The organism is Lapidilactobacillus mulanensis, assembly GCF_003946215.1.
Lineage (GTDB): Bacteria > Bacillota > Bacilli > Lactobacillales > Lactobacillaceae > Lapidilactobacillus > Lapidilactobacillus mulanensis.
The window spans coordinates 35,249-55,362 of record NZ_RHOW01000017.1; the positions used below are offsets into that span (position 1 = coordinate 35,249).

The 20,114-nt window shown below is 43.0% G+C and carries 19 protein-coding genes; 2 read left to right on the plus strand and 17 right to left on the minus strand.

What is annotated here, in order from left to right; translation table 11 throughout:
* Positions 1–32 precede the first annotated feature (32 nt).
* The 7 genes from EKM67_RS05870 to asnB all read right to left on the minus strand — a co-directional run bounded on the left by EKM67_RS05870 (position 33) and on the right by asnB (position 7,412).
* A complete protein-coding gene (locus EKM67_RS05870; RefSeq protein WP_225417324.1) occupies positions 33–1,826 on the minus strand; it encodes a sensor domain-containing diguanylate cyclase in 1,794 nt (597 codons plus the stop codon).
* A 248-nt stretch (positions 1,827–2,074) separates the two neighbouring features.
* The gene (locus EKM67_RS05875) at positions 2,075–2,587 is read right to left on the minus strand and encodes a DUF2798 domain-containing protein (protein ID WP_125578100.1); all 513 of its coding nucleotides are present in this window, start codon (positions 2,585–2,587) and stop codon (positions 2,075–2,077) included.
* A 263-nt stretch (positions 2,588–2,850) separates the two neighbouring features.
* Complete coding sequence (locus EKM67_RS05880; RefSeq protein WP_125578101.1) at positions 2,851–3,579, minus strand: class I SAM-dependent methyltransferase; 729 nt, start codon at positions 3,577–3,579, stop codon at positions 2,851–2,853.
* Between the two features lie 10 nt (positions 3,580–3,589).
* The gene (locus EKM67_RS05885; protein WP_263853142.1) at positions 3,590–4,045 is read right to left on the minus strand and encodes a histidine phosphatase family protein; all 456 of its coding nucleotides are present in this window, start codon (positions 4,043–4,045) and stop codon (positions 3,590–3,592) included.
* 31 nt (positions 4,046–4,076) lie between these two features.
* Positions 4,077–4,247: a histidine phosphatase family protein gene (locus EKM67_RS10930; RefSeq protein ID WP_263853143.1), complete on the minus strand. Its 171-nt coding sequence runs from the start codon at positions 4,245–4,247 to the stop codon at positions 4,077–4,079.
* Between the two features lie 34 nt (positions 4,248–4,281).
* Entirely contained in the window at positions 4,282–5,361 is a 1,080-nt protein-coding gene (locus tag EKM67_RS05890) for an endonuclease/exonuclease/phosphatase family protein (protein ID WP_225417325.1), read from the minus strand.
* Between the two features lie 164 nt (positions 5,362–5,525).
* Entirely contained in the window at positions 5,526–7,412 is a 1,887-nt protein-coding gene (asnB, locus tag EKM67_RS05895) for an asparagine synthase (glutamine-hydrolyzing) (RefSeq protein ID WP_125578102.1), read from the minus strand.
* Positions 7,413–7,867: 455 nt separating this feature from the next.
* On the opposite strand from asnB, the gene EKM67_RS05900 reads away from it, so the two are divergent.
* Complete coding sequence (locus EKM67_RS05900) at positions 7,868–8,089, plus strand: hypothetical protein (protein ID WP_125578103.1); 222 nt, start codon at positions 7,868–7,870, stop codon at positions 8,087–8,089.
* Positions 8,090–8,107: 18 nt separating this feature from the next.
* On the opposite strand, the gene EKM67_RS05905 is transcribed toward EKM67_RS05900, so the two are convergent.
* The 10 genes from EKM67_RS05905 to EKM67_RS05950 all read right to left on the minus strand — a co-directional run bounded on the left by EKM67_RS05905 (position 8,108) and on the right by EKM67_RS05950 (position 19,512).
* The gene (locus EKM67_RS05905) at positions 8,108–8,611 is read right to left on the minus strand and encodes a GNAT family N-acetyltransferase (protein ID WP_125578104.1); all 504 of its coding nucleotides are present in this window, start codon (positions 8,609–8,611) and stop codon (positions 8,108–8,110) included.
* A 51-nt stretch (positions 8,612–8,662) separates the two neighbouring features.
* Positions 8,663–9,640, minus strand: coding sequence for an aldo/keto reductase (locus EKM67_RS05910; protein ID WP_125578105.1), 978 nt, complete (start codon positions 9,638–9,640; stop codon positions 8,663–8,665).
* Between the two features lie 29 nt (positions 9,641–9,669).
* A complete protein-coding gene (locus EKM67_RS05915; RefSeq protein WP_125578106.1) occupies positions 9,670–10,812 on the minus strand; it encodes a CapA family protein in 1,143 nt (380 codons plus the stop codon).
* 110 nt (positions 10,813–10,922) lie between these two features.
* The gene (locus tag EKM67_RS05920) at positions 10,923–11,384 is read right to left on the minus strand and encodes an NUDIX domain-containing protein (RefSeq protein ID WP_164506585.1); all 462 of its coding nucleotides are present in this window, start codon (positions 11,382–11,384) and stop codon (positions 10,923–10,925) included.
* Positions 11,385–11,426: 42 nt separating this feature from the next.
* Positions 11,427–12,305 (minus strand): proline iminopeptidase, encoded by an 879-nt coding sequence (gene pepI, locus EKM67_RS05925; RefSeq protein ID WP_125578108.1) that lies wholly within the window; start codon positions 12,303–12,305, stop codon positions 11,427–11,429.
* Between the two features lie 92 nt (positions 12,306–12,397).
* Positions 12,398–14,362: an elongation factor G gene (locus tag EKM67_RS05930; protein WP_125578109.1), complete on the minus strand. Its 1,965-nt coding sequence runs from the start codon at positions 14,360–14,362 to the stop codon at positions 12,398–12,400.
* A 173-nt stretch (positions 14,363–14,535) separates the two neighbouring features.
* Positions 14,536–14,784 carry a hypothetical protein gene (locus EKM67_RS05935; protein ID WP_125578110.1) on the minus strand — a complete coding sequence of 83 codons (249 nt, stop codon included), beginning with the start codon at positions 14,782–14,784 and terminating at the stop codon, positions 14,536–14,538.
* 98 nt (positions 14,785–14,882) lie between these two features.
* Positions 14,883–15,656: a hypothetical protein gene (locus EKM67_RS05940; RefSeq protein WP_125578111.1), complete on the minus strand. Its 774-nt coding sequence runs from the start codon at positions 15,654–15,656 to the stop codon at positions 14,883–14,885.
* Positions 15,644–16,114, minus strand: coding sequence for a sigma-70 family RNA polymerase sigma factor (locus EKM67_RS05945; RefSeq protein ID WP_125578112.1), 471 nt, complete (start codon positions 16,112–16,114; stop codon positions 15,644–15,646). The genes EKM67_RS05940 and EKM67_RS05945 overlap by 13 nt, the downstream gene beginning before the upstream one ends.
* A 218-nt stretch (positions 16,115–16,332) precedes the next feature.
* Positions 16,333–19,512 carry a MucBP domain-containing protein gene (locus tag EKM67_RS05950; RefSeq protein ID WP_164506586.1) on the minus strand — a complete coding sequence of 1,060 codons (3,180 nt, stop codon included), beginning with the start codon at positions 19,510–19,512 and terminating at the stop codon, positions 16,333–16,335.
* A gap of 257 nt (positions 19,513–19,769) precedes the next feature.
* Between EKM67_RS05950 and EKM67_RS05955 the strand changes: the two genes are divergently transcribed.
* Positions 19,770–20,012, plus strand: a complete 243-nt coding sequence (locus EKM67_RS05955) for a hypothetical protein (RefSeq protein WP_125578114.1) — start codon at positions 19,770–19,772, stop codon at positions 20,010–20,012.
* Positions 20,013–20,114: the final 102 nt, after the last annotated feature.

Sequence of the window (20,114 nt, forward strand, 5' to 3'; positions counted from 1 at the left end):
TGCAATATGCAACGACTTTTTTATTAACTCTCTTATGAATTGAGCAACGGTAATTTTGGCTCCCCAAAATAATCGCCCTCTAAATAATTAATATACTTCTGCGCTAACAACCATTTCAATTGTTCTTTATCATTGACGCCGTCAATGATAAAACGAATACGCCAAGTTTGCGCGACTCTGCCCCAGAATTGAATGTTCTTTTGTAAGTCAGGTAACTTCGTCGTCGAAATGATTTGGCATTTAACCCCATCAAGATAGCGTAAGCTGGCATTCACGCGCTCGAAGTGGCGACTACGATCAACCTGTCCAAGGACAATTTTAATCCCTTGTTGATGATAGAATTCCACGCGCGGAATCAATAAATTCATCGCCGGTAATTGATCCAACTCGAGATATAAACTGTCAGGACCATCCGGGCTGTGAAAATAAGCCGCTAATTTCGTCCCCACGTCTTCGTTGAGGAAATCGGCGATCGACAATGTAGTTACCAAGGTGCGCGTGTGACTATTGACTAGCGCATCTCGTGTGAGGTCGATCCGCGTCTCGATATTCAGATGACGTTGTTCAGGAACGACCCAGGTTTGCGACTTGCGATCAAATCGACGTAGCGTTAATTCATTGGCCGCGAGTTCTTGACCGGAATCACGTTTGAGGTCATAGATTCCGCGCACGAAATATGCGTAGGTCACGTGATTCGAATCATCTTGCAACTGTTGCGTTTTTTCATTGATCGTAATTGTATCTCGTCCATTTTTCTTACTGATGTATAACGAATCATCCGCACGCTTGTAGATGCCTTCAGGCGACTGATCGTCTGCGCGCATCCCGGTCATCCCCGCCGAAATCGTCACGTGAATCGCCTGTTGACCATAAGTGAAAGTCTGCGTCCGAATCTCTTGCCAGCAATGGATCATGACCTGCAGCGCTTCTTCGATCGACGTATCCGCGAAGATCAACGTGAACTCTTCGCCACCGGTTCGATAAACTTCATAACGTTCGCCATATTGCGAAATAATTTCTCTGAGTGTTTGCGCCACATCGGTCAAAATTTGATTACCAGCCAAATGGCCATACTGATCGTTGACCAACTTAAAATGATCGACATCGATCTGAGCAACGGTCAAAGGCAGCCGATTAACGTGTGCACTGCCGAAATAATTAATAATATCTTTCTGATAGGCCATGAAATTCTTAGTACTAGTCAATTCATCATAATTGGCCAAATGTGCCGTTTTCAAATTTTCGAAAAATTGACGTTGTTGCTCACCCGTCGACAGTTTCATTAAGAAGAACATGACAACGGCACCAACCACACTCAACTGCGTCGTATTCATATCCGCTGGATGCGCCGGCAAATTAAACCAGAAGTCCGCAGCTAGCGTTGTCGCAATAAGTAGTCGATATTTAAAGTGCGGACCAATAGCCACCCGGAACAAGCGGACCAGAATTAGAACAACCACCAAAATCGCCATCGAGATCAAAAAGCGGATCTGCGAAAAATGACCGACGTAATAAACCATCCAAATCGCGACAAGCATCAAGCAACGCAATAAATATTCGCCGATATTGGTATCCTCATCCAGCAAGGCCAAGATGACGATAAACAACCCCACGTTATGATAGAAAACCGCACTAGTCCCACTAATATACCCGACCGCATTTAGAATCGTCGCACAAACCAAAGTCATCAAAATAATAAAAATTCGATAGGCGCTCCGATTTACTTTAGAACGCTCCGGATCTCGAAAGCCGCGACTCCACATTCTCATGTAGAAGCTAACATAACCAGAAATAAAGAATACCGCAACCAGTAATTGGCGATCCATAATAAAATGGTGACAAATGTACTATTCCAGTTCAATATGCATCCCCCTTAATGCTGGTGAACAACGTGCTTGCTGTATGCAAATTAGCAACACGAAAAACGATTTTGATAATGATCGATCGGGTAATCAGACATAATTTTTTAAATCACTGGTTTTATACTAACACAATCTTTTAGATAGATGTAGGTTACATCGAATTTGAGCAAGCAAAAAGGCCAGTTCACTGATGAACTGACCTTCAAACTAAATTAGTTGGCTTTTTCTGTCGACATTTTATCTGCAAGGCTTGCTTTTTTATCAGCAGCTCCTTGCATCTTACCTAAAACACCACGAGCAATCGGACCAACAATAATTAATTGTAGTGGCAAAGCAACGATCAAGTTAAAAATCCATTCATGACCATAGGTTGCTAATACATTACCGCTTAATTCATGAGACATGATCATTCCAAACAGTGACATGAATGTAACCATTCCGAGGACCATCATAACTGAAATCGTGATCCCGATCAGGAAAACGTTTTTCTTCATATATTCATTAATAATATACTTGAAGGCAAGTTTCTTCGCGATAGGACCGACAATAAGCAGATCCAAAATAATCGCAACCAGTAAACCACCCGGATATTCCTTAACAGCAGTCAATAAAAATTCCCCGGTAAATCCTTGTGCCAATACGACATTATAACAAACCATTACGAACACCATCAATCCAGCCATGATGGCAGTAAAAACAACTTCTTCTTTCCAATTACGAGGCATATTTTATCTCCTGTTCCTATTTTTAATGCAATAGTAAGTAGTATACATAGATTGTGGAAGCCACGTAAGTTACGCTTTGATTACAATTAGGTTACGAAAACATTACAATCTAATTTTTATTTTTTTAGGTCTTTTACGATTAGTCTTAATGACGTCCTTAATTGATGCTATTTTCCTCTGTTCGGCAAAGAATTGCGGACTTAATTATAAAAGAGCTAAGAGCTGCTCAGATGGCGGCCTTTAGCTCTTTTAACTTTTTTAGCCTATTGATTCGTCGCCGCGATGATCAACATCATCGGCCGCCGCATTTCATCCTTCATGCCTGGTTGGTCGATCATATTCCGAGGTGGCATTGGTTCTTGCACGTGATCGATCGTAAAGCCATTATCGATCAGGCCCTCAATATACGTCGTGAGTGTGCGGTGATATTTCGTGACCGGCGTTCCTAAAAAGTTAGCCGTCCGCACACCCTCGTCGAAATAATGGTCGACTGGGAAATATTTAATTTTCCCATCCGCATCATAAACCCAATCTTGACTACCTTCAGCGGTAAAAATCGGGTGCTCGACAGAAAATACAAACTTACCTTGTGGCTTCAGATAACCATGAACGGCCTGAGCCATCTCTGTAAACGAAGGCAAATAATGAAACGCTAATGAACTGATGACGACGTCAAAACTATTTTCTGGGAATTCAACCTTCGCAATATCGGCCTGCTGATAGGTTACATTTTTTGCCGTCGTCTTCTCGCGGGCAACTTGCAACATTTTTTCAGAAAGATCGACACCCGTGACTGTTTTTGCACCGTGTTCTGCGGCGTAAATACAATGCCAGCCATAACCGCAACCGAGATCCAAAACGGTCTGTCCTTGAAAATCTGGCAATAATTTTTCAAGCGTCTGCCATTCGCCGGCACCTGCCAAACCGTTCTTACTGCGATTCATCTCACTATATTTCTTAAAAAACTGCTCATTATCGTAAATATCTGTCATTATTTTCACCTCAATAATTCGCGTTATCAATGTTTAATTGGTTATTCAAATAAATGACCGGTGCCTGAGAAACCCGTTTTTGAGAACTGGCCACATTTACATCCGCTGTTTTCTCAAGCGTCGAAAACGCCATTGGCACTTCCACCGAGTCGATTTTTCCGGCTGTCATCGTGATTCGAATCACCGCCGCAAATGGGATCCGCTTGAAAAAGGCTTGTCCGTGCTCCGGCCAAGCAGCTTCAACAACGCTGCTCATCGCGGTTCCGTGTGATCCGATCGCCACGTGCGCGTCTTCTGGCAGAGCAGTCATGAAATTCAGATAACGTTGCTGAACTTGTCGAATTGTTTCGCCTGCAGCAGCAGAAAAATCCAAATTTTGCCATTGCTGATCACTGTACTGGGCAAAATCTGGTAGCCAGCCTGAGATCTTTCGTTCAACTAGCCGGTCATCGAGCTGAATTGGCATTTTAAGCCGGTTTGCCAGCGGTTCGATCGTTTCAATGGTTCGTTTGTAGTGGACTACTGTAAATGGCCGTATACGACTCCTTACGTAGCAATTCAACCATCCGTTGTGCTTGCGCGCGACCTACTGGGGTTAATGGTCGCTGCTGGTCATCATGCACAGAAGTATCCGGTTCACCATGGCGGATCAGATCAATAATCGTCATTTTAAAGCCTCCTTGAGACTCAAGCACGTATTTTTTAAGGCTTCAATTTGAACGTCATCCGCACAGGATTGTGGTCAGAATCTTGGAAGCCGGCATCAACGACGTGGACAGAAGAAGCGGTCACGTTGGGCGACAAAATAAAACCATCCACCAAAGTGACAAACGAATTACCTTTTTGATAAGGTTTATCCAACGCGCGCACTGATGGTACGGCAGCTTTCGCTAATCCCATTGTGGGCACATGGAAACCACTGGGTAAGTCAGTAAATGGGAACAAATGCGTCCAGGTCATCGTCTCGTCAGAAGTGTTAAAAATTTCTGGCGCGTTCTTCAACAATCGGTGATTATAATCGCCGGCGACAACAATATAATTGCCGCGCTTGTAGGATTGATTGATATACGTGAAGAGCTTTTTGAATTGCGCTTCCTGAATACTGTGATCTTTTGTAAAAGCAGATAAATGAATGTTGACGAGTTCTAATTGTTTCCCGTTATTAGTCGGCAATTTAGTGACGGTAAAGGCGCGATCGAGATCGATAAACTTGTTAAAATTCGTTTCGATCGGTAATGAATAGCGACGCGCACCGGCGACTTTTTTATTCGTGAGCGTGATCAAACCAGATTTCGCCTTCCCGATCGGATCATTAAAAGGATAAAACAAATATGGCGAGTCATAATTCTGACCGTAAACCGCACTGTGATCGGTTTTAAAAGCATTCGAAATATCGGCAACTTGATCGACATGCTGCGAACGATCACCATCTTGATCGACTTCTTGGAAGAACATAAAGTCTGCTTTAGCTGCCTTAGTCGTCGTTATAACGCCGGCCGTCGATTTTTCAACGGCGGCTTTACTGTAAGCTCGCGAATATTTGCCGCCATCCATGAAGAACGAATAGCTTGGCGGATATGAACCATAACCCACATTCCAAGATTGGGCGTGATAAGTGTGATCGACTTGAACAACATCGTCTTGCGGATGCTTGACTGCCAACGCCCGATCATCCGGTAAACGGTAATAAGAAATATAGGCGTACGCCAAATAACCGCCCGCGACCACGACGACTGCCCCAAGAACGCCACCGAAAATTTTCAAAAATAATTTATGCTTCACTTTAATTGCCCCCAAAATATTTAACTAACTTAATGTTATCACGATTGAAGTGGGCAAACAACGCGCGGATCAACGTCGAAAGTTTTCCGATAATAAAAAAGCATCTAGTCGTGTCGTCGTTCAAAAAAAGAACTTTTTGAAGTGACAATGCAACTAGACGCTTATTAGTATGTTAGTACTTTATTTTGCGATGAAAATATTTCTGGATATTTCTGTTCAATATAAATTTGATGCCACTTCATAAAGGTCAGCACAGTCCAAATCTTGCGCGAATTATCCCGCTTACCAGCTTGATGATCGTGTAAAAGTTGACGAACATAATCTTTATGCAGATACTCATCCACTTGCGATTCATCGATGATTTTTTCAGCCCAGTCAGCTAATTCATCCATCAGCCAAAAACGAATCGGTACTGGAAAGCCTAATTTCTTACGATACAACACATTATCAGGCGTGAAACTTTCTGCAGCCTTACGCAAAATGTATTTCGTCGTATGATGGGCAATTTTCAAATCAGCCGGAATTTCACTAGCCACCTTGAAGACTTCCTTATCGATAAACGGCGTCCGCAATTCTAGACTGGCGGCCATGGTCGTCCGATCTGCATTCAATAGTAAATCGCCGATCAACCATGTATTCATATCGATATCTTCCATCCGCGTAATCGGATCCAGGTTTTTATCCGCCTCGTACAAAGCCTTGGTGATCAAAGTGTATGGTAATTCTGGATGATAATGCGTTAATAACCGCTTCTTCTCTGGCTCAAGGAAAATCTTGGCGTTACCAACAAAACGTTGCTCCAGCGGCGTCGTGCCGCGCTCCAAAAAACTCTTGCCTTTCACGCCTTCTGGTAAAGCTTTCGCAAGATGATTCAACATCTGGTTGAGCGAATGCGGAAATTTTTCAAACATCTTCAATGAATTCGGTTCGTTATAGATCGTATAGCCACCGAACAATTCGTCGGCACCCTCACCTGTTAACGCCACCTTACAATATTTACGGGCGAGTTTCGCCAAGAAAAACTGTGGAACGGCTGCCGGATCCGCCAATGGATCATCCATGGCATAGACGAAATTAGGAAACTCATCGATAAATTCCTGAGCCGTGATCACCTTGCTGATATTTTCCACGTCTAAACGTTCGGCCGTTTCTTTAGCCACATCGATTTCGCTATAACCTTCGCGTTCAAAGCCAACGGAGAACGTCTTAATATTAGGACTCAATTCGCGCGCCAAGGCCACAATGATCGAAGAATCAACGCCGCCGGAAAGAAACGAGCCAACGGTCACATCTGCCCGCATATGTTTAGCAACACTATCACGCAAAACATTGGTCACTTTGTCGATCAATTTATTTTCATCTACATGCGTTTGTGGTGCGAAAATCGGTTGGTAATATCTTTTAACTTGGCAGGCTTGGCCGGGCTCCTTAATAAAATAATGACCGGCCGGAATTTTTTTGATCGACGGTGTAAATGTATCCGGATCCGGTGCGTATTGATAAGTTAAATACTGTTGCAACGTTTGATCATCGACACGCCGATCATCCAGCAGTTTGACGATCGCTTTTTTCTCCGACGCAAAATAAACATTGCCATCTTTCTCCGCGTAATGAAGTGGCTTAATACCAAAATGATCGCGAGCACCATAAATCTGATGTGTTTCCGTATCCCAAATCACGAAAGCAAACATTCCCCGCAAATATTGTGCGGTTCCCTGACCATATTTCTGATACATCGCCAGAATCACTTCGGTATCGCTATCCGTTTTGAATCGATAGCCTTCTTTTTTCAATTCATCGCGCAACTCGACATAATTATAAACCTCGCCGTTAAACACGATCCAATAGCGTTGATCGGCATATGACAACGGCTGCGCGCCATGAGCCAGATCGATAATACTCAGTCGCCGAAAGCCAACGGTAATGTCGTCGTTATCGAAATAGCCCTCATCATCCGGTCCGCGATGCGAAATCACTTGGTTCATCATTTTAATATCAGACAAGTCGACCTGGGTCCCGTTCTGATGAATTGCCCCTACAAACCCACACATATTCATTCCCCTAACGAATATTTTGAAAAATACATTTAGTTCACGACTAAACTTATCACAATTAACTTTTGATCGATTTAAATCCTTGTTATTTCGAGTATTTTGATAATTCAACAACATTATCATAGCATATTTTTGCTCACAAACGAATTTTTCGAAGCTTTCTCATTTTTCTAGTTATAAACTCTCCGCGTATAATCATTCAGTGTCCTTTAGTGACACTATAACGACAAACTGTTAATTCCACCCGCCTTTAACTTTAAAACGCCATGACCATGATTAAAAAATCCTGGGCATGGATAAAAATACATAAAAAAATAAAAAACAATCTTACTTTCGTCTAAAAAGCGCCTAATTTTTAGGTTAAATTAATTTACAACAGAACGTCGCTATTTGGCAAGTAATAATGTCTGAACTGAGGACTGGCAAGCGGCTGACAAAAAAGAGGTTATATTATGAATGAAGCTAACACCGAACAACAAATCGCCGAAAATATCAGTCAAGAACACGCGCTGGTTTTCCACGCCTATCGGATTGCGTTAACAAACTATCTCGAAGCCCTGCAAACTTACCGCCACTCACCAGAAACAACGACAAAAAAAGACGTCGACGACGCGCTCGACATCTTGCAGGAACTAACTCATAAAATGAATGATGCTTTACAGATCATTGACTAGCAAAGTGACCCGTTTTACTTAGTTCACATCGTAATGCCGACCCAAAATATCCAAACTGCGCCGCTGACCATCCATGACCGCCACATCAGGCAAATGTCCCCAGACTTCGAAACCATTTTTCTGAAATAGTTTTTGACTAGGCAAATTATGGCTAAACACATAGGCAACGATGGTATCAATTCCTAATCGAGATAGCTGACCGCCGACAAAATCCAGCGTCTGCTGACCAATGCCTTGATGCTGAAAGTGATCATCGAGATACAGGCTGATCTCCACCGTTTTAAAATATGCGGGTCGTCCGTAAAAAGATTCTAGACCCACCCAACCGACGATTTGATCATCTTTTTCGATGACCCACAACGGCCGTTGATCAGGATTGAATTCACTGAACCAAGTTTGTCGCGATGCCACAGAAACAGGTTCCAAATCTGCGGTCACCATTCGACTGGGAATCGTTTGATTATAGATTGCCACGATACGCGGCAATTGTTGCTCCTGAGCATATTCAAACTGAATTGCCAAATTAATGCCCTCACTTTTTCAATCTGTTGTAGCGTTATAGCGGTAGATTAATTACCACAAATAATCGACTGGATCTTTAATATATTGATCATAAACGTCTTGGACAATCTTCATCTGTGTTTCCGTAAAGGCGGGTAATTCTGCTGCGGCCGCATTGGCAGTGATCTGCTCAGGTTTACTTGCGCCAGGAATAACCGCTGTAACGGCGTCATACATCAGAATATAGCGCAATGCCATACCCGCAAGATCGTCGGTTGCTAACCGCTGTTTCAATTCAGCTGCCGCTTTAAGACCCGTTTCATAATCCACACCTGAAAAAGTCTCACCCTTATCAAAAGAGGCGCCATCACGGTTGAACGAACGATGATCGTTCTCGCCGAATTTCGTCTGTGCCGTATATTTACCACTCAATAAACCACTGGCCAAAGGAACCCGCGCTAAAATACCGACGTTAGCTGCCTGAGCTTTAGCAAAAAATTCCGCAGCTGGACGCAACCGAAACATATTAAAGATAATTTCTACAGCCGAAATATCAAATTGTAAGGCTTTGGTGGCTTCTTCCACACGTTCAACACTCACACCATAATTTTGAATTTTACCGGCGCGTTTCATTTTGTCCAACGCTTCGAAAACTTCTGGATCATAATAAACGCTAGTTGGTGGACAATGCAACAGCACTAAGTCTAAAGAATCAAGCCCCATATTCTGCAAGGAACTATCGACGAAAGCATTTAAATTCTTCTTAGAATAATTGGCAGCCACGTGTGGTTCCAGCTTGCGTCCCATTTTAGTCGAGAAATGAACGTCTGGATGTGCTTTGATAAAGGCACCAACTGCTTGCTCACTCAATCCGTCTTGATAAATATCGGCGGTATCGAAATAATTAACGCCAGAATCATAAGCGGCTGCTAACGTGTTGGCCGCATCTGTCGCATCGAAAGGATCGCCCCATTTTGAGCCCAGCTGCCACGTTCCAAGTGAAACCTCGCTGATTTTAAATCCTGTTTTACCTAATGTTCTATATTTCATACTGATCCTCCTGCAAATTGGCTTATCTTTTACTTGGCAATATCAACGAACTGATCCGTAATACGGTTGTCAAAAGTTGGTGAGAGTTGATTGATATAACTCAGCACCGACGTTTTTTCTGCGCCCGTATATGGTGTTGGCACGTAATCATTTTGACTATCTGTGGATGAAATACGCGTCGGAATAACCTTGAATTGCGAACCGGTCACTTTTTTATCTTGGACCGTTAGATTCGCTTGTAATAACATTGAGCGTTTATCTGCCGGATTAGAATTCCCACCAAAGGCGAAATTACTCATCGAATACGCGATCAGCTTACCCTTGTAAAGTTCCATCGACTGAATGACATGCGGATGCGAGCCGATCACCATGTCCGCACCTTGGTCGATCGCATAATGCGCCAATGTTTTTTGCGTCGCGTTCGGATAAGCGTCGCGTTCGATTCCCCAATGAAAATAAGGAATCACAATTTGGCAGCCGAGTTTGCGCATCTCTTTAATATCGTTGGCAATTTTTTCTTGATCAGCAGTCGTCGCTGTCCAACCAGTATAACCGAGCAAACCAATTTTGATCCCTTTGATTACATTCGTATATTTATAACCCTCGCCGAAATAACCGACGTGTGCGTCTTGCAACGTCTTGATCGTATCCTTGAAGCCTTGCTGCCCATAATCGTAAATATGATTGTTACTAACAGTCACCGTGTCGATGCCACTAGCAGTCAGCGTCTTGACTAATTTCGGATCACCCTTGAAATGAAAGACGACATCCCCAGCCTTGTAAGCTTGCTGAGTGGAATTGGTAAAAGTCGTTTCGAGATTGGCAATCGTTAAATCATCGCCCTGAAAATAACTTTCCACATTTTTGAAAAAATAATGCGGATCATTGCCATGTTGCGCCCAAACCGTGGGCAAACTCGTCGCACTTGAAAACTGCGCATCCGTTCCCAGCGTGTTATCACCCATGAATGTGAGCCGGATTGTCTCTGGTTTCGATGCTGTCTTAGACGATTTGGCCGTCGAAGTTGCGGACTTCTGGCTCACAGAACTGCTACTACTGGTTGCTTTTGACTTCTTTTCTGAACTTCCGCAGCCCGTCAATACAAGCACTAGCAATGCAGCCGCCAGCAAACCACCGATAATTCGCCTGCGTTTTTTAAAAGTTGGTCCCATAATTAAATCCTCCCGGAATAAGACTGAATATTCAAACTCATTTGTGTTCTCAGTAGACTAAGTGGTTATTTCCATTTAGGAAACAACCTCCACAGCCCACCAGATGGTCACTAATTTTTAACCACTAAATGCACCGGATTTTCCGGTAATTCGCTAATGATCTTGTCGATTCCATGTGGTAATAATTCACCCCACTGTGATTCTGGCAGCCATCTAAAATCCTGATCATCTGCCATAACTGCAAGCTCATCAAGGCGTCGCTCGCCAACAGCTCCGATTAAATACATAAAGCCAATTTCCTGCCAAGATTTGCCCTCAACCTCGAACAGATTTTCAATCACGGCTAATAAACGCGCTGGTCGAACAGTCATGCCCGTTTCTTCCATGAATTCGCGCACGATTGCCTCCTGAGAAAGTTCGCCAAACTTCTGCTTACCGCCGATCAGGGAAAAAGCTTCCCCGTCCGTCACCGTGAGAACACGATGCTGATCATCAAAAATCACGCCGGTCACTCGCACTTTTAACCCGTGTTCAGCCGTCTGCATTTTCAAATCATCCCGTTCAACTGACATGCGCATCACTTCCTAACAAAATTAAGTCATCTATCGGGTGAGCTAGTCGTTTTCGGCCAACCAGCGATCAAGCACCTCAATAAATTCATCATGTTGATCTAACAACGCCAGATGGCGACTGTTCGCAAACAAATGCCACTTAGCACCCGGAATATGATCATAAACCGACTTGGCGATCAACGGCGTGCATAAATCGTCTGTCCCGCTAGTCACAAGCACGGGTACGTGAATGTTTTTGAGCTGATCAGTCACATCAAAATCGCTAATCGTGCCATTTTCGGTAAATTCATTCGGTCCTTCTGCAATTAAGCTGGCGCGTTTTCCATTCGTCGGTCGTCGCAAAGGCTCAGGGGAATTTTCGTCTGGATCATCCCAGCAATAGCGCTCCATATAACAATCATTCGCTGCTAAATACTTCACGTTGGTAAAATCACCCGTCCGTTCTGCTTCAGCAATCGCCTCACGATCCTCATAACTCAAGTAAGAAATCAACCGATGCTGTTCCTGCGTCCATAATTTAATGGAAGCAGGCGAACCGTCGATCATCACACTCTTGATGCCTTGAGGATCATACTGCGTCAAATAATACATTTCGAGCATCCCACCCCAAGATTGACCCAACATATGGAGTTGATCTAAATGCAAATATTTGCGCAAAGCCACCAGTTCTTCCGCCCAAGTTTCTTTCACGTAAACAGCCGGATCCTCTGGCAGCGACGATTTGCCACACCCAACCTGATCATACATGATCAACTGACGACCTGTCTGCGCATAATCATCCAACAATTCGAAATAATTATGTGACGACCCTGGGCCACCATGAATCAGCAATAAAGGCGCCTTATCCGGACTAGGTTCCCCCACGATCCGATAATAAGTTTGATACTCACGAAACGGCATGTAACCTTCTTCAATCTTCATACAAAAATCAGTCCTTCTATTCACGAATTATTTCTTTAACTAATTGTACCGCTAAAATCATTCAGCCAGCATCCGCACTCAGCAAACATCACTTAATTTTTTTCGGTATTTAATTTTAATAACTCGGCATCAGTGTAGACGTAATCTAAATGTGCAGTTTCCGGCACATCATCCCACTGAACGGGATAACCAGCGCCATGCGCACAAAAGACCGACCCCGATGTATTATCCAAATCGCCGACTGGGTCATATTGTGCGTTATTAATTACCATATCGGCGTTGTGACATGGTCGATAGCCATCAACGACACACTCTAGTTGACCTTGCCCATGCGTATAGGCATAGACTTCCTGCACATAACCGCGCATTTCCGATACGGGTGCAACGCCCGTTAAGGTCGTTTCCGCAGAACCGGTCTCCGGCGTATCAAAACGGCCATTCATGCGCTGAATATCATTCATTGCGCGTCCAACTTGATCTTGACCAACGACAAGTCTGAATCGATACCAAGGTTCCAACAACTGACAAGCTCCACGCACTTTTAACATCATTAATCCCTGTCTGACTGCTCGCCAAGTTGCCTCACGGAAATCACCGCCAACCGTGTGAACGTTGCTTGCCCGACCGCTGACCAAACTGATCCGCATATCTGTAATCGGTGAGCCAGTCAAAACACCGAGGTGTTCTTTGGCCTGTAAATTCGTTAAAACTTGATGTTGCCAATTACGCCCGAGAACTTCCAACGGACAATCTGCATCGATCGTGAGCCCACTACCCGCTGCTGTCGGCTGTAGCAACAAATGGACCTCCGCATAATGACGCAACGGTTCGAAATGACCCACGCCTTCGACAGCCTGCGTGATCGTTTCTTTATAGAGAATACTGCCTTCGCCAAAACCGACATCTAACTTAAAACGTGCCAATAAAATCTGCTGCAAGACTTCCAATTGAACTTCACCCATAATCTGCACGCGAATTTCCTGCAGATGACTCGACCAAGTGACATGTAGTTGCGGATCCTCGTCTTCTAACTGGCGCAAAGCCGCAAGACAAACTTGAATATCCACGCCTTTAGGATCGAGCGCATAATTAAGAACCGGCTGAATCGTTGGCGCCTCTCCATCCACTTCCGTACCTAAACCAAGACCAGGATGTGTATCCACTCCTGTGATTGCACAAACACCACCGGCCGGAATTTCGGGTTGGACCGTAAATTTAGCACCATTATAAACTCGCAACTGATTTGCTTTTTGTTCATTGACCAGAACATCCTTGGTGTGTAAGACACCGCCAGTTACGCGCACCCAAGTTAAGTGTTCGCCTTTCTCATCATGAGAAATTTTAAAGACTCGCGCACCGAAATCTTGCGAATAAATCGGCACATTCGTCCAGCGCAACAATCCAGCCAAGAACGTCTCGACGCCGCTCAATTTGAGAGCCGCCCCAAAATAACAAGGAAAAATCTGACGATGCCTGATCATCTCTTGAATCGTCTGATCCACTATTTTTCCAGAGTCCAGAAACTTTTCGAGCACGGTCTCATCACGCAACGCAATTTCTTCCATAGATTCTGCTGAAATTTCGGCATCAAAAGCGACGCAGCCTTCTGACAAACTGTTCTTTAATTCATCGAGAATTTTCCCACGGTCAACGCCATTCGCATCCATTTTATTCACGAAAATAAACGTCGGCACTTGGTAGCGCGCCAATAACTGCCAGAGTGTGCGTGTATATCCTTGAATGCCATCCGTTGCAGAAATCACCAGGATCGCATAATCGAGCACGCTCAAAACTTGTTCCGTTTGCGCGGCAAAATCCACGTGACCCGGCGTATCCAATAAGGTTAACTCAAGATCGTTATATTTAAGATTCGCTTGATGCGAAAAAATGGTGATTCCACGTTTCTTTTCGAGATCATCAGGATCCAAAAAAGCATCGCCATTATCCACGCGGCCAAGTTTACGTAACTCGCCAGTCTGATAGAGCATTGCTTCTGACAACGTTGTTTTACCTGCATCGACATGCGCAATAATTCCTGCGACGATTTGCTTTGCCATTAATTTTCTCCTTCTGTAGCCAACACACAACTGCTTACTTCTATAGTCCTTATATTATCATAATATGACCCGCAGATTTTTTTAAACGTGTGCAAAATCTCACTCAAATTTTCGGGCACAAAAAAAGGTCTCGTGAACAGCGGATAACGATCCGTGTTTACAAGACCCATTCATTATTCAACAGCCAGGTTTCGATGCATTCTCTCGGTTCGAATGACGATTCCTTGTCCTTCACTGGCATAATTCACATTGGGTTCATCCATTAAGACGAGTCCGGAGAAAGCCAATCCATCCTCATAGTCGAATTCCGGATCATGATAAATCGACTGGCATTCATTGATCCGATAGTTATCCTCAGGGTGTGTCCTTAAATAATCATATAATTCTACCTTATTAGCTAAACTCAACTGTTTTTCAATCATTAAAATTACTCCCGCCTGTGACTTTTTCAACAAGTATCTTGTAAGAATAATTTTATCTGATTGGTCTGGGTCAAAGCTAGGAAAAAGCAACTTACACTTTAAAAGATGTACGGCAATACATAAATGAACAACACGATCAAAACAACAACGACCAACATCACCCAAAATTGCCATTGAAAAATCGTCAATTGCATATTGACATTGCCCAGTAACATATTCAAAAGTTGATGACGAACAACTTTATCCGAAACATCGATATGCTGCATCCCGGGAATTTCTAGAAGGTTCTTCTTAACTAGCCAAGCATTTCTTCTCGTTAGAATCTCCGTAAAGATATGACCATCCGCAGTTTCGAAATCAAACGTATACCAATACGAATATTCCCGTCCTGTGAAAACGTGCGAATCTCCGGACTCCTTAGGCACACTCATTTCATGTTGCTTCAGTTTAATATGCTGCAAGTCCTCATAACGATAAGAAAAATAAGCACTCGGATCGTCAATAAACTCAACCACAATAAAGAAAATAATACGCTGATTTGTGAAGATCATTAATCGATTACCGCGCAAGTTATCTTGACTCTTAATGTAATTACGCGCCGCCTGCGTGTGTGGTGCATACATGCCCATCACGCCATCGGTTGCGGCCGCAGAATTGTCTTCGTTAGTCATTGGCAACAGATTGATAATTTTTTCATCCGGTGCCAATAACGCGGTCGCTTGCTTGATCACCCGCTGTAAAATAATTTCCAAAGACATCCGCCTTGCCTGATAAATACGGCGTAATTCAGGCGTGGGTTTATCCACATATTTAATATTGAAACCATTCATTGCATTGACAACATCGATAAATGGGTTAGTTAGAATTGCCATCTCACATCAGCCTCCTTGATTTTCTTGCGTCCACGAGACAAATTGGTATAAACCGCGTTCGTACTCATCTGCAATTTTTTAGAAATTTCTTCTGGATACAGATCCTCGTTGAAATACAAATCGAAAACCTGCCGCTCCGTCGGTGTTAGCAGCTTAAAAATTGGTTCAAGATCAATTTCATCATGACTCGCTGGTGTTTCATGCGTCGCAATAAACGAATCGTCGATTTCCATGTCGCGCAAACTTGCCCGTAAACCGCGCTTGTAATCAATTGTTTGATACTTGACCACTGTTCCCAGCCAGGCCTTGAATTCGCCCTTAGACGCGTTATAAGAGCCGATTTTAGACCATATTTGATAGAAGCACCGGTTTTCAATATCTTCGAAAAATTGGCGGCTATATGAATCGCGCAAATTATAATTGATCACTTGCCCAATGAAGTCCCCATACGCGGTCATAAAATCCACCAGGACCGATTCATCTTGTGCCTGCAGTCGCCTGACTATCTCTGTTTCCTCCACATTCTCACAACCTTTCGCCCGAAACTTGCTTACACTTATTATAACGAAAGCGATTGCTGAAATCTTACAGCGTATCCAATTTTGATCTTGGTTTAAATTAAAAAAAGCAAAACCATTTCTGGCTTTGCTTACTGAATTTAGAAAATTGAAAGTTGTTAATCAGCTCGATGTTTCTTGACGAACATTAACATCCCGCTTACCGCAGCCACTATGACCAAAATCAAGCCGGCAATCAATGCCCCAATGTTGGAATTTTCGTTGGTTTGAGGCAAGGTTTGCAGTTTATTCTGATTGGTGGTATTGGTTGAACCATTCCCGTGATGTCCAGAATTATTCGGTTTGTTGGAATTACCGGGCTGATCTGGTTTGTTCGGTTTTTCAGGCGTCGTTGATTTTTTAACGTACACATAGGTCACTTCTTGCGTCCCATTTTCAAAATCACCTTCCGATTTACCGAGCACCTTTTGCCAAGTATAACCGGCAATTTGTTTTTGAGTCGTTTGATAGTGGTCACCAACATTACCGTTTAAAATAATATCAGCGCTTAAAATCTGGCCGTTTTCATCTTGATAATGGACAATAACACGACCTGTTTTGATTGGATCCGGATTTTTTGTATAAATATACGTTACTGTTTGTTGATCGGCCGTGAATTTCCCGCTCGCATTATTATTTTCGACTTTTGTGAAAGTATAGCCTGCAATATCAAGCTGAGTTGATTGATAATCGTTACCGACGTTACCGCTCAAAATATCGTCGGGCGCAATTTGGTTACCTTCATTATCTTGATAATGAACCATCACATCAGCACCTGCTACTGGATTCTTCGTGTAAATATAAGTCACTGTTTGCGCGTTGCCTGTGAAAATCCCGGTAACGTTACCCTCTACTGCTTTGAAAGTGTAGCCAGTTACTGCTAACTTTTCAGTTTGATAAGCATCGCCAATATTACCACTCAAAATTTTATCAGGTGTGATCGGATTGCCCGCCTCATCCTGATAATGAACCGCCACATCAGCACCCGCTACTGGATTCTTCGTGTAAATATACGTCACCGTTTGCGCGTTCTCTGCGAACGTGCCGCTAGTCTGGCCCTGAACTTCTCTGAAAGTATAGCCAGAAATATCTAGTTTTTCAGTTTCATAGGCTTCACCAATATTGCCGCTTAAAATTTTATCAGGTGCAATCGTTTGACCTTTATCATCTTGATAATTCACAGTTACCCCGCCACCAACGACAGGATCTTTCGTGTAAATATACTTCACCGTTTGCGCGTCCGCTGTGAAAGCACCCGTTACATTTCCCTGAACTTCCTTAAACGTATAACCAGGCAGCACAAGTTTTTCAGATTGATAGGTTTCACCAATATTACCACTCAAAATTTTATCAGGTGCAATCGGATTGCCTGCCTCATCTTGATAATGAACCGTCACGTCAGCACCCACAACTGGATTCTTCGTGTAAATATAAGTCACCGTTTGTTTTTCAGTCGTAAATTTACCAATTGCATTATCGTTTTCAACTTCTTTGAAAGTATACCCTGCTATTCTGAGTTGTGTTGAATGGTAATCATCGCCCACAAAACCTGTCAGTGTATCATTGGGTGCAATTTGGTTGCCCGCCTCATCTTGGTAATGAACCGTGACATTACTTCCTATAACTGGATCCTTAGTATAAATATAAGTTACAGTTTGAGCCTCTCCTGTAAAGTTTCCACTAACATCCCCCTGTACTTTTTTATAAGTATAGCCAGGAATTGTGAGTCGGTTCGTTTGATAGGTATCGCCAATATTACCACCTAAGATTTTATCTGGCGCAATGGTATTACCATTATCATCTTGATAATGAACAGTTACATCAGCACCCATCACAATATCCTTCGTGTAAATATAGGTTGCCTGCTGCTTCTCTGTGGTAAATATACCACTCGCATTCTCAACAAGTTTGAATGTATACCCAGGTATGTCAAGTTGTGTTGATTGATATTCATCACCCACAAACCCAGTGAGTGTATCGTTAGGCGCAAGCTGATTACCTTCTTCATCCTGGTAATAAACAGTGACATCACCACCCGCTATTGGATTCTTCGTGTAGATATAAGTCACCGTCTGTTTTTCAGCTGTAAACGTACCACTCGCATTATCATTGGCAACTTTCTTGAAAGTATAGCCAGCAATATTAAGCTGAGTCGAGTGATATTCATCACCGACATATCCGGTCAAGGTATCATCCGGCGCTATCTGATTGCCGGCCTCATCCTGGTAATGGACAGCCACATCTACAGCTGCCGTGGCTATCGTATAAGGCACATAAAGTTTGAAGGTCGGATTATTTAGATTATCTTTAGTATATGCCCAAACAATTAAATAGTTCCTGTATTTCAGTGGCGCTAATTTGTAATCCACCCATGGACTCACCGTTAACCCTGGTTCTTGTGGTTTAATACCACTATAAGTTACACCAAATTTGTCATCAGTACCCCCTGTTGTTGCGCCATTCATAAATCCATAAACATAGCCAGGATTTGTCGTTAAAACGATACCTGAAGCAGCATTGGCATACGGCACTGGTGCTTGATACAGATCTTGCATGTTTTGACCATCAGGTATCGTGATGAATTTATCCGGTGAAATCGTAGCCGTTAAAGTCGCGGAATCCACTTGAATTGGATCAGCAATAACTACTTGATCGAAGTAATTGAAAAATGCAGGCATTTTTTTCAAAGGTGAAAAATCCGCAATCGAATTCGCACGAATATCTAAGTAGGTCAGTGTGCCACTGTTGACGAGGTTTGCAATCGGCTTGAGATCAGAAATTCGATTCCCGTCGACAACCAGATACTTTAATTTTTCCAATTCAGAAAGTGGTGATAAATCTGTGATGTCCCCATGAACCACACCCTCATTTGAATCTTGCCTCAGAGAAATCATCACAACATTGGTCGCATACTGCAGACCTTCTAGAGAATATGAATCAGTACCAATATTACTCGTGATTATGTTAATGTTTTTCGCAATCGGAATGGAAATATTCGTGTTACCAACCGGGTCACCCGTGTCATTTTGAATGACTTTCAGCTCGGCCATTTTTTCTTTTGTAATATCCGCAACCGTGCTCACTCCAGCAATTTTTTGCGCAACCATGTTAGCCAGCACAACTTTCTGCAGCGACGCATTAGGCATCCAGTCATTAACATCTTCAGCTACCTTCGTAGTTGTGACAATATCTGTGGCTGCTAGAACATTCGTAATACTCGCTGCAAAAGCACTGCCGAATCCAAGTACACCAATAACACCAAGCAAACTCAAACGCGAAATAATCTTGTTTATTTTCATCTCTGCTCCCCCCGGAACGATTCGTAGACGTGTCTGAACAAATATTTCTAGAGTATCCATGATTCGCTGCAGTCTAGCATGTTTAATACTCAAAAGTAAACGTTTTAGCTTGTGATATGTTCAAAAGATGGTTCGTATTTGAGAAATATACCTCATTATTTCAAGATATTACTTCTAACTATGTTCAGTTGCGTATTTTTGATATGCTTAAATTAACAGATCTACACAGCAACGTACTTTTGAATCGGAGGGATCATATGAAGAGTAAACATTTTTTAATTGTCTCTGCCGCCTTCTTATTAACAACCAGTGGATTAGTAACACTACTAGATAGCGTTAAATTGCCTACACATACACACCACCGCGCACCAGTCACTAATATGCTTGCAACGATAACCACTTCACAACATTTGAATCATTCCGTGAGGTCTTCGTTACCAAAAGGATTAGGATGGAACTTTTTTGAACATCCCAATCCAGATGAGGAATCAGAACGCTAGGCCTACTTGAACAACCACAACTACCATTCGTCAAAATGGCTATACTCCTACTTAAGTAGACAAGCAAATAATCAAAGCTTGTACACTTAGGAAGGAGTTTTT